Source organism: Uruburuella suis, from assembly GCF_004341385.1.
GTDB lineage: Bacteria > Pseudomonadota > Gammaproteobacteria > Burkholderiales > Neisseriaceae > Neisseria > Neisseria suis.
In genome coordinates this window covers 1-11,118 of sequence record NZ_SLXE01000016.1, presented here as the reverse complement: position 1 = coordinate 11,118, position 11,118 = coordinate 1, and the positions used below count along the sequence as shown (strand labels likewise).

Below are 11,118 nucleotides of genomic sequence, written 5' to 3'. Positions count from 1 at the left end.
AGATAGTACGGCAAGGCGAGACAACGAAGTTAGGTTATTTTTTTGGATTGGTATGAAACGCAATAACAGCCCGTAGATTGGGTTAGGCCGCCAAGGCCGTAACCCAACAACATCTTGGTTTCCCGCAATATTGCCCGAAACCGGAAATGTTAGGCCGCAGCCTTGGTCTTTGTAGGTCGGATTCTCGAATCCGACATTTGGCCGCAAGGCCGAATTCAAGAATCCGACCTAGCACCGCTGCAGATTAGCACCACCACTCAAACATGCCCCATATTGATACACCCACCATTCAAGGAAACCGCATGAAAACCAGCACCGCATTATTTATTGCCGCCGCCCTCGGCTTGAGCAGCCCCGCTTTCGCCGCAGGCTTCGCCCATCAACAAGACATCCGCTATGCCGGCCAAACGCTTGCCGTGGCCGACACCTCCGCCCGCCTGCTCGGCAACCAACAAGGCAATGCGCCCGAACTCGTGGCCGACATTAACGACGGCTTGGGCAAAACCAAAATCCCCGGCTACAAAATCCAGATTATGAGCCGTAGCTATTCGCTCGCCGCCGACGCCCGCCCCGCACGCGAAGGCAGCGGCTGGAGCGACAACCGCGCCATCCACCGCGGCGTGAAGCTCTTAATCGGCATTCCCGTGCACAACGGCCAGCCCGATTTGGCCGCCGCCAAGCTCTTGAGCCTGGCCTTAATCAGCGATGCCGACACGCCCGACACCTTCAAAGCCGAAGACAAAATCCGCCCGCGCGGCAAACAATTGGTTAACAAAGAAGCCAAACTCACCCGCCCCAGCCTGCAACTGAGCGAGCTGCAACTGCCTGATTTTGCCAGCGGCGAGCGCAGCGGCGGCGGCGTGAAGCTGAACGCCTCGGCCACGGTTAACGGCAAACCGCTAACGGTGACCATCAACAGCACCTTGCGCGAATTCGATGTCGCCAAACCCGATGCCGCCCGTGGCTTCGGCGCTGATGCACGTTTGGTGAAATAACGCCGCAAAGAATGGCCGTCTGAAACGCAATAACAGCCCGTAGCTGTAGGTCGGATTCTCGAATCCGACATTGGGCCGCAAGGCCGAACATGCCGCAATCTTGTTCTGCAAACAAGTGTCGGATTCAAGAATCCGACCTACAGCTACTGAATGATTAAAGCTTTTAGCGTTTGTTTTTTATCCCGTTTCTCTTTCAGGCAGCCTTAACCCTATGCTACGAATAGCCTTATTTCTCACTACCCTGCTATTGGCCGCGCACAGCCCCGCTGCCCCGCCGCCCGATATGAGCCGGCGCGCCGATTTTTCGGTGCTCTCCGCGCCTGAGAGCGGCTACCGCTTCCACACGCTGGATTTCCCCACCGCCGATGGCAGGCCGGCGCTTCGCGTGTATGCCGGCATTCCCGAAGCCGCGCCGCCAGCCGCCGGCTTTCCCGCCTTGTTTGCGCTTGACGGCAACGCCTTGCCCGAGCTTTTAAACACCGCAACCTTGCGCCGCCTAGCCGCCGAAGCGCCAACCGTGCTGGTGCTGATTGGTTATGCCAACAATTTGCGCTTCGATGCCGCCGCCCGGGCCTATGACTACACCCCGCCCGATACACACGGCCAGGCTTTGGCCGATGATTTCGACCCCACACGCCAAAACGGCGGCGCAGCGATATTGCTGCAACGGCTCACCACCGAAATCCGCCCTGCCGTGGCCAAACGCGCGCCACTGAATCCGCAACGGCAAACGCTGTGGGGGCATTCCTACGGCGGCCTGTTTGTGCTCTACAGCTTGCTGCAACAACCCGATGCGTTTACGCAATACATCGCCGCCGACCCCTCATTGTGGTGGCAGCGCGGCCTGTTTCTGCAACAGGCACAGCAAGCGTTCAGACGGCCTTTGCCATTTCAGCCCCGTGCACAATTGTGGCTGCAAAAAAGCGGCAAAGCCGAGCGCAAAACCGCGCAAAACCCACAGCAACAACAGCGCATCGAAGCCCGCAACCGCGCCGTGGCCGCCGTGCCGCCCGATGCCGCCAAAACACTGGCCGCACAATTGGGCAAACTGCCCGGCCTGAGCGTGCATTATCAGGATTATCCGCAACACAGCCACGGCAGCCTGCTGGCCGCATCGTTTCAGGCAGCCTTAAGCCAAGCTTCCACCCCTTTTCAGGAACCAACCCATGACTGAGCCCAACCCCAAACGCGCGCGCCTGATTCAAGTGCAAAGCTGGCACGATCTCAGCCCGCACCTGCGCCGCATTGTGTTTCACAGCCCCGAATTGGCCGATTATCCGTTTACCCGCAACGGCGCCCACATCAAAATCCTGCTGCCCCGTGCCGGCCAAAGCAAACCTGTGCTGCCCGACCTCACCCCGCAAGGCCCGCGCTGGCCCGATAAAACCGCCGCGCCCTACAAACGTTCCTACACCTTAAGCGCGTTTGACCGCACCGAGTGCACCATGACCATTGATTTTGTGCTGCACAACAGCAATGGCCCCGCCTCACACTTTGCCCGCAGCGTGCAGGCCGGCCAAAGCATCGGCGTATCCGCCCCCGCCGGCAGCCGCGATATGCCGGCTTCTTGTGCGCACGCCGTCATCGCGGGCGACTTAAGCGCCCTGCCCGCCATCAGCGCCATGCTGGCCGAAATGCACCCGCACAGCCGCGGCGATGTGTGGCTGTGGCTGCCCGAGGCGGCCGATTTGCCCGCACTGTTGCCCAAACCCGCCGCCATAAATGTGCACTTTTTCAGCGGCAACGCGCCCGACACCGTGGCCGCCATTGCCGCCCAAATCGCCGCGCTGCCGCAGCCGCCAAGCGATTGCCGCTGCTGGTTTGGCGGCGAAGCGCAATTGGTGGCCGCCTTGCGCCCGATTGCACGGGTGCAATGGCGGCTGCCCGCCGCCCATTGCTATGCCGTGCCGTTTTGGCGGCGTGGCGAAGATGAAGAGCAATATCACCGGCAACGGCATGTGTTTATGGATGCAGACGATGCGCTCTAGGGTCTGTTCACATTTCATCTCGTGGCAATCTTTTGGCTCAAAAACGCGCCTGCTGCGTTGAAAATGCTCGCAAGGTGTCCAACCTTGCTGTGCTTTTCGCCTTGCAGCCACGCTTTTGCGCTCAAAATCTTACTCGCGGATGAATTGTGAACAGACCCTAAGCTCAAAGCAATACTGCACGAATATTTATTAACGTCTTCATAAATACAACACCACTCAAATTTTAATAATACGAATCATTGTTAATCATAAAAACTTATGCGAAAATTAAAAGCAATTATTATCCATGCCTTGGCCGTCTGAAAACGTGTATGCACGTTCAGACGGCCTGATATTTCAACCGTTAACCAATACGCTGCGTTTGCCAAGCGCGTTTTGAATCCTCACCTGATGGAGTTTGCCATGACCTTACGTTTCACCACGCTTGCCCTATGCTGCACCGCTGCCTTGGCCGCCTGCTCGCCCCAACCTGCCGCTTCCGATAATCATGCCGCCTCTGCCGTGGCGGCTGCCGCTTCGGAAGCAGGCAGCGTAACCATCGACACCGCCCGCGGCGAAGCCACCGTGCCGGCCAACCCCGAACGCATCGCCGTGTATGACTGGGGCATGCTCGATACGCTGGGCAAGCTGGGTGTGGATGTGGGTGCCACCACCACCAATATCCGCCTGGGCTATCTGCAAGACGCCGCCCGCAACATGCAGCCGGTGGGCACTTTGTTTGAGCCGGATTATGAAGCGCTCCACGCCTTCGCGCCGCAATTGATCATCACCGGCTCGCGCACCGCACCGGCGTTTGAGCAATTGAGCAAGCTCGCGCCCACCATCGAGATGACTGCCGACACCACCAAAATGCGCGAAAGCACCGAGGCGCGCATCGATGCGTTTGCCAAAATTTTCCACAAAGAAGCCGAAGCCCAAGCGCTGAAAAAAGAAATCGATGAATCCTTTGCTGCGGCCAAAGCCGCCGCACAAGGCAAGGGCAGCGGGCTGGTGATTCTGGTTAACGGCGGCAAAATGTCGGCCTTCGGCCCCGATTCGCGCTTCGGCTGGATACACCGCGATGTGGGCGTGCCCACGGTGGATGCCGAGATTAAAGAAGGCAGCCACGGCCAACCGATTTCGTTTGAATACCTCAAGCAGAAAAACCCCGACTGGCTGTTTGTGCTCGACCGCGGCTCGGCCATCGGCCAAGAAGGCGAAGCGGCCAAAGATGTGCTGGATAACCCGCTGGTGGCCGCTACCACCGCTTGGAAAAAAGGCCAAGTGGTGTATTTATTGCCGGAAAACTATCTGGCCGCCGGCGGCGCGCAACAGCTTTTGAATGCCACCGCGCAAGTGCGCGAAGCGTTTGAAGCGGCGAAGTAAACGACAGTTGTGTTTCAGACGGCCTTGAACGTTTAGGGCGGGCGAAACTGGGCAGGCAGCAAGCCTTACGGCTTACCACCCTCACCTTTACCCCAACAAGTCGGCGCAAATCCTCTCCGACTTATTGATTCGGCAATTAAATATTGAACATTTTCAGATGCCGGCAAACAAGCCTTTGGCTTGTTGCCCTCTCCCTAGCCCTCTCCCATGGGAGAGGGAACAGGTTTCTGCTGCGGGCAAGAGGATGTGAATATTCAATAATTAGTTGCCGCATCTATAGATTGACCGGCGCAGCGTGTCAATCTTGTCCGCTTTGAGCAGAGGGAGGGGATGTAATACCAGTTCAAAAAAGTAAGCTAACAAGGCGTCGAGCCGCAGACAGTACAACTAGTACGGCAAGGCGAGACAACGAAGTTAGGTTATTTTTTGGGATTGGTATAAGTGACAGGCCGTCTGAAAGATTGTTATTGCGCAAACATTGATACTCGCTTGAATAATCAAGCGATAACTGTTTGAGTGCGTAGTGCATAGGTACGATTAGCGAAGCTTAATCGTACCTATGCACTGCTGAAGCTCGAAATGTTTCAGACGGCCTCGAACGGTTGTAGCTTAATGATTGGAAATATTTGAATGACCGTAATCTTTCAGACAGCCTCTCGCATGCGTACGATTACGCTGCGCTAATCATACCTACGTACCGATGCTGTCTGAAACCAAACCAAATTAAAGAAGAAGAAACCGTTCCTTATGCAAACCAAAATGCAAGCCGAATCCCGTTTGCTCAACTGGGGCAGCGCCGCCGCCCTACTGCTCTTGTTTGCTGTCAGCTTATCGGTGGGCGTGGCCGATTTCAGCTGGCGCAATCTGTTTGCCATGCCCGATGAATGGCAGCTGCTGCTCACCAGCCGGCTGCCGCGCACGTTTGCCATTGTGCTCACCGGCGCGTCGATGGCGGTGGCGGGCATGATTTTGCAGATTTTGATGAAAAACCGCTTTATCGAGCCTTCGATGGTGGGCGCCACCCAAAGTGCTTCGCTGGGGCTTTTACTGATGGCTTTGCTGTTTCCCGCGGCCACGCTGATGGTGAAAATGTCGGTGGCGGCCGCGGCGGCGCTGGCGGGCATGTTGGTGTTTATGTTGCTCATCCGCCGCCTGCCGCCCACGGCGCAGCTGATGGTGCCGCTGGTGGGGATTATTTTCGGCAGCATTATCGAATCGGCCGCGGTGTTTGTGGCTTATGAAACGGAAACGCTGCAATTGCTCAGCGTGTGGCATTTGGGTGATTTCTCGGGCGTGTTGCTCGGGCGTTATGAGTTGTTGTGGCTGGCGGGCTTATTGGCGCTGGCCGCTTATCTGATTGCCGACAGGCTCACCATTTTGGGCTTGGGCGAAACGGTGAGCATCAATTTGGGGCTCAACCGCAAAACCATTTTGTGGGCCGGGCTTGTGATTGTGGCGCTGATTACTTCGCTGGTGGTGGTAACGGTGGGCGGTATTCCGTTTATCGGGCTGGTGGTGCCCAATATCGTCAGCCGCTTGGTGGGCGACAAGCTGCGTCAAAGCCTGCCTGCGGTGGCGCTGCTGGGGGCGGTGCTGGTGCTCGCGTGCGACATTATCGGGCGGCTGATCCGCTATCCGTTTGAAATTCCGGTGGCCACGGTGTTTGGGGTGTTGGGCACGGTGCTGTTTTTGGTGTTGCTGATGAAAAGGAGCGGCCATGCCGTCTGAAAAACGCAACCTGCTGCTGGCCGCCTTGCTGCTGGCTGCCGCATCGGCTTTGTTTATGACGCTAAACGCGCGCGGCATGTGGGATTTCGTGCTGCCTTTGCGCGCGGCCAAATTGCTGGCGATTTTGCTGGTGGCCTATGCCATCGGCGTGTCGACTTTATTGTTTCAAACGCTCACCCACAACCCGATACTCACGCCCTCTTTGCTCGGCTTTGACACTTTATATGTGTTTTTACAAACGCTGTTGGTGCTCGTGTTGGGCGGCATCGGCTATGTGCAGCTCAACCCGGTTTGGAAATTCAGCGGCGAAATGCTGGTGATGTTGGGCGGCTCGATGTTGTTGTTTCAAGTGTTGCTGCGCCAAGGCGGCCGCGATTTGGCGCGCATGATTTTAATCGGCGTGATTTTCGGCATTTTCTTTCGCAGCATCACCGGCCTGCTGCAACGGCTGATGGATCCGGAAGCCTTTGCGGTGGCGCAGGCTTTTTCTTATGCCTCGTTCAATTCGTTTAACCGGCAGCTTTTGTGGCCGGCTTTGCTGGTGGTGTTGATTAGCGTGCCCTTGCTGTGGCGTGAGCGCCATCGCCTGGATGTGCACCTGCTCGGCCGCGACCAAGCCGTCAACCTCGGCATCGCTTATCAGCGCCACACTTTATGGCTCTTGGCCTGGGTGGCCGTGCTGGTGGCCACGGCCACGGCGCTGGTGGGGCCGTTTGGCTATCCGGTGAGCTTTTTCGGCCTGCTCGTTTGCGCACTGTCCAACCATTTTGCCGGTACGCTGCGCCACAATGTGCGCCTGCCGATGGTGTTTCTGGTGGCCGCGCTGCTGCTGGTGGGCGGCCAAACCCTGTTTGAGCATGTGCTCGGCATGCAGGCGGTGCTGAGCGTGGTGGTGGAATTTGCCGGCGGTTTGGTGTTTTTATATTTGATTTTGCGGAAAAAACAAACATGATTCATATTGAAAACGTGAGCCACCACATCGGCAAACAAACCATTTTGAACAATATCCGTTTGGAAATTCCCGCCGGCGGCATCACCGCACTCATCGGCCCCAACGGCGCGGGCAAATCCACGCTGCTCTCATTGATGGCGCGGCTGCAACCGCTCACACACGGCCATATCCGCTACGACGGCCGCGATCTGGCCGCCACGCCCACCGCCGAAATGGCGCGCAAGCTGGCCATTCTCACGCAAGAGGGCAGCGTGCAAAGCCGCATTTCGGTGCGCGATTTATTGATGTTCGGCCGCTTTCCCTACCACCAAGGCCACCCGCAAGCCCTCGACCGCGAAATCGTGGCCGCCGCGCTGCATGAATTCGGGCTTGAGCCTTTGGCTGAACGCTACCTCACCGAGCTCTCCGGCGGCCAACGCCAAAGGGCCATGATTGCGATGGTGTTTTGCCAACAAACCGATTATGTGCTGCTCGACGAGCCGCTCAACAATCTGGACATGTTTTACGCTAAAAGCCTGATGCAGCTTTTGCAGCGGCTCACCCACGAGCACAAGCGCACCACCGTGGTGGTGTTGCACGACATCAATCAGGCCGCCGCCTATGCCGACCACATCGTCGCCATGCAGCACGGCCAAGTGGCGTTTGCCGGCGCACCGGATGACGTGTTTACCGAAGCCAACATCAAAACCTTATTCAATATGGATGCGGCGGTGATTGATTATGCTGGCAAGAAGCTGGTGGTGCACCACGTTTGACAAACCCGTTGGCAAACCCAAAACAGGCCGTCTGAAAGCTTTCAGACGGCCTGTTTTTAAAATTGAAACTTTATTACAAATTATCTTTTTCAGACGGCCTAAAGCACTCACACCATCAAAATATCAAGCAAAAAAAGCCAACATTTATCCCGACAAACCCATTATTTATCCCGAAAATTCAAATATTTTTCAGATTTAAATCAAATTACATTTTGCTACATTGTTATCAATGATGACCCAGCCACACACATGCTATACAATGATTTTCATCCGCCTTGATTATGACAAGAGAAAAGAGCAAACCATGCAGCTTCACATCCTCAACAATCCCAAAGATGCCCCGCTGGTCGAAGATGCCGCTTTTCTGAAAGCCGCATTGTTTGACCTGCTTCAGCGCGAAACCACACCGGCCGTGGCCAACACCTTGGCCGCGCTGGCCGAAGCCGAAGAAGGCAGCAGCATTATCAAGGCCGCCCTGCCCGCCTTAAATGAGCAGCAAACCCAAAATCTGATTATCGCCTGCGGCCTGTTTGCGCAAATTCTCAACATCGCCGAAGACGTGCACCACGAGCGCCGCCGCCGCGCCCACGAAAACGCCGGCAGCGCCCCGGTGGAAGGCAGCCTGGCCGAAACCGTGCACAAGCTGCAAACCCACAATATCGATGCGGCCGCCATGCAATCGCAGCTTGCGCGCACCCACATTGCCGCCGTGCTCACTGCCCACCCCACCGAAGTGCAGCGCCAAGCCACGCTCAATTTCCACCGCCGCATCCGCGCCCTGTTGCCGCAACGCGAATATTGCAACAGCCCCGAAGCCTTGGCCGAATTGAAACGCGAAATCGACACCACGCTGCTGGCCTTGTGGCAAACCAGCGAAACCCGCCATTTCAAAATCACCGTCGACAGCGAAATCAACAACGGCGTGTCGATTTTCCCGCTCAGCTTTTTTAAAGCGCTGCCCAAACTTTACCGCAGCATGGAAAACCAGCTCCAATCCGCCTGGCCCGGCATCAAGGTGCCCGAGCTGCTGCAAATCGGCGGCTGGATAGGCGGCGATCGCGACGGCAACCCTTTTGTGTCGGCCGCCACCTTGCGCCACGCCTTCACCCGCCATGCCGACACCGTGTTCCACCACTACCGCCGCCAGCTGGGCGAATTGTTTCACGATTTGCCGCTCTCTGTGCGCCGCGTCAATGTTAACCCGGCCGTGCTCGCACTCTCCGCGCAATCGCCCGACACCGAAATCGCCCACGAAGAAGAGCCCTACCGCCGCGCCATTGCTTATATTATGGCCCGCCTGATCGGCAAAGCGCACCACTTCGGCCTCACCTTGGGCTGCCGCTTCGGCACGCTTAAGCCTTATGCCGATGCCGATGAATTCATCGCCGATTTGAAAATCCTGCAACAATCCCTGCGCGAAAACGGCAGCGAGCTTTTGGCCGATGCGCGCCTGGGCGACCTTATCCGCACGACTTCGTTGTGCGGCTTTTTCCTGATGCCGCTCGATTTGCGCCAACACGGCGGCAAACACGCCGATGTGGTGGCCGAGCTTTTCCGCCATGCCGGCCTCGAAGATTACGCTGCCCTCTCCGAAACCGACAAACAACACGTGCTTTTGCGCGAGCTGCAAACCCAACGCCCGCTCTACAACCCCTATCTCGACTATAGCGAAGAGAGCCGCTACGAATTGGCGATTTTCCGCGAAGCGCGCAAAATCAAAGAAGAGCTGGGCGAAAAAGCCATTAATCAAAGCATTATTTCCAACGCCGAAAACGCCAGCGACGTGCTGGCGCTGGCCTTGCTGCTGAAAGAAAGCGGCCTGCTCACCCTCGAACACGGCCGCCCGCACAGCCGCATCAATATTGTGCCGCTGTTTGAAACCATCGAAGCACTGGAAAACGCCCGCCCGGTGATGGCAACCCTGTTTGCCCTGCCCTGGTATCAAGCCTTGCTCGCCAGCCGCGGCAACACCCAAGAAATCATGCTCGGCTATTCCGACAGCAATAAAGACGGCGGCTACGTCACCAGCTCATGGTGTCTTTATCAGGCCGAGCAGGAATTGGTGGAATTGTTTGAAAAACACCAAATCAACATCCGCCTGTTTCACGGCCGCGGCGGCAGCGTCGGCCGTGGCGGCGGCCCCGCTTACCAAGCTGTGCTCGCCCAGCCCGCCGGCAGCGTAACCGGCCAAATCCGCATCACCGAGCAGGGCGAAGTGATCACCGCCAAATATGCCGACCCCGGCAACGCCCACCGCAACCTCGAAACCCTCGTGGCCGCCACGCTCGAAGCCAGCCTTCTGCCCAACCGCCAAGACCCGGATCAAGAATTGATGCAGGCCTTGTCCGACAGCGCCTTTGCCCACTACCGCAGCCTGATTACCCACTCCGATTTTATCGATTATTTTCTGCAAACCAGCCCGATTCAGGAAATCGCCACCCTCAACCTCGGCAGCCGCCCCGCCAGCCGCAAAACCTTGGCACGTATTCAAGATTTGCGCGCCATCCCGTGGGTGTTTTCTTGGACGCAAAACCGCCTGATGCTGCCGGCTTGGTATGGCTTCGGCAGCGCCGTGGCCGAGCTTTGCCGGCAAGAAGGCCGTCTGAACGATTTGCAGCAGCATGCCCGCCACAACCCCTTCTTTCAGGCCATGTTGTCAAACATGGAGCAAGTGATGGCCAAAACCGACATCACCCTGGCCGAAGAATACGCCGGCCTGAGCCAATCGCCCGAGCAAGCCGCCGCCATTTTCGCCATGATTAAGGCCGAATACCTGCTCAGCCGCCAAGCGCTGCTGGATATTCTGCAAAGCAGCGAATTGCTCAGCGACAACCGCAGCCTCGCCCGCTCGCTCGCCCTGCGCATCCCCTACCTCAACGCGCTGGGCAGCCTGCAAGTGGCGCTGCTCAAACGCCTGCGCCAAGATGCCGACAACCCGCACCTGCTACAAATGGTGCACCTCACCATCAACGGCGTGGCACAAGGCCTGCGCAACACCGGCTGAAACCTGCCGCTTTGGCAGCTTGGGTTGCCGCCGGAAATCATGCGGCACGGCCAAGCACCAAGGCCGGCCACATCAGCGGCATCCCCCGCCGCCGTGGCGCTGTTGACGGTGCATTGAAGCACGGTTTTAAAGAAGCCCGTCAACATTAAAACAGCAAACAAAGGCCGTCTGAAAAAAGTTTCAGACGGCCTTTCAATCAAAACCATCAACCCGCCAAACGCGTGCGTGCCCACGGCACACACCCTTGTATATTAAAACCAATGTACCATAGCATCCAAACAGGTTATCCGCCTCCGTACACACCCTGGGATTTCCACATCCGCGAAGTAGC

The 11,118-nt window shown here is 57.3% G+C and carries 8 protein-coding genes; all 8 read left to right on the top strand.

Annotated elements, in window-relative coordinates; genetic code table 11:
• The first annotated feature begins 302 nt into the window (after positions 1–302).
• The 8 genes from EV680_RS06915 (at position 303) to ppc (ending at position 10,787) form a co-directional block, all read left to right on the top strand.
• The gene (locus EV680_RS06915) at positions 303–995 is read left to right on the top strand and encodes a hypothetical protein (protein WP_132954016.1); all 693 of its coding nucleotides are present in this window, start codon (positions 303–305) and stop codon (positions 993–995) included.
• Positions 996–1,206: 211 nt separating this feature from the next.
• Positions 1,207–2,169 (top strand): alpha/beta hydrolase, encoded by a 963-nt coding sequence (locus tag EV680_RS06910; protein WP_132954015.1) that lies wholly within the window; start codon positions 1,207–1,209, stop codon positions 2,167–2,169.
• On the top strand, positions 2,162–2,983 hold the full coding sequence (locus tag EV680_RS06905) for a siderophore-interacting protein (protein ID WP_132954014.1): 822 nt from the start codon (positions 2,162–2,164) through the stop codon (positions 2,981–2,983). Before EV680_RS06910 ends, EV680_RS06905 begins: the two co-directional genes overlap by 8 nt.
• 402 nt (positions 2,984–3,385) lie before the next feature.
• A complete protein-coding gene (locus tag EV680_RS06900; protein ID WP_132954013.1) occupies positions 3,386–4,348 on the top strand; it encodes a siderophore ABC transporter substrate-binding protein in 963 nt (320 codons plus the stop codon).
• A 759-nt stretch (positions 4,349–5,107) separates the two neighbouring features.
• On the top strand, positions 5,108–6,076 hold the full coding sequence (locus EV680_RS06895; protein WP_132954061.1) for an ABC transporter permease: 969 nt from the start codon (positions 5,108–5,110) through the stop codon (positions 6,074–6,076).
• Positions 6,066–7,028 (top strand): iron chelate uptake ABC transporter family permease subunit, encoded by a 963-nt coding sequence (locus EV680_RS06890; RefSeq protein WP_132954012.1) that lies wholly within the window; start codon positions 6,066–6,068, stop codon positions 7,026–7,028. The genes EV680_RS06895 and EV680_RS06890 overlap by 11 nt, the downstream gene beginning before the upstream one ends.
• On the top strand, positions 7,025–7,783 hold the full coding sequence (locus tag EV680_RS06885) for an iron ABC transporter ATP-binding protein (RefSeq protein ID WP_132954011.1): 759 nt from the start codon (positions 7,025–7,027) through the stop codon (positions 7,781–7,783). Before EV680_RS06890 ends, EV680_RS06885 begins: the two co-directional genes overlap by 4 nt.
• A 304-nt stretch (positions 7,784–8,087) precedes the next feature.
• On the top strand, positions 8,088–10,787 hold the full coding sequence (gene ppc, locus EV680_RS06880) for a phosphoenolpyruvate carboxylase (protein WP_132954010.1): 2,700 nt from the start codon (positions 8,088–8,090) through the stop codon (positions 10,785–10,787).
• Positions 10,788–11,118 lie beyond the last annotated feature (331 nt).

Bases quoted from the DNA above. Each gene is read 5' to 3' on its own strand.
- EV680_RS06915 (WP_132954016.1), top strand. From the start codon at position 303: ATGAAAACCAGCACCGCATTATTTATTGCCGCCGCCCTCGGCTTGAGC.
- EV680_RS06910 (WP_132954015.1), top strand. From the start codon at position 1,207: ATGCTACGAATAGCCTTATTTCTCACTACCCTGCTATTGGCCGCGCAC.
- EV680_RS06905 (WP_132954014.1), top strand. From the start codon at position 2,162: ATGACTGAGCCCAACCCCAAACGCGCGCGCCTGATTCAAGTGCAAAGC.
- EV680_RS06900 (WP_132954013.1), top strand. From the start codon at position 3,386: ATGACCTTACGTTTCACCACGCTTGCCCTATGCTGCACCGCTGCCTTG.
- EV680_RS06895 (WP_132954061.1), top strand. From the start codon at position 5,108: ATGCAAGCCGAATCCCGTTTGCTCAACTGGGGCAGCGCCGCCGCCCTA.
- EV680_RS06890 (WP_132954012.1), top strand. From the start codon at position 6,066: ATGCCGTCTGAAAAACGCAACCTGCTGCTGGCCGCCTTGCTGCTGGCT.
- EV680_RS06885 (WP_132954011.1), top strand. From the start codon at position 7,025: ATGATTCATATTGAAAACGTGAGCCACCACATCGGCAAACAAACCATT.
- ppc (WP_132954010.1), top strand. From the start codon at position 8,088: ATGCAGCTTCACATCCTCAACAATCCCAAAGATGCCCCGCTGGTCGAA.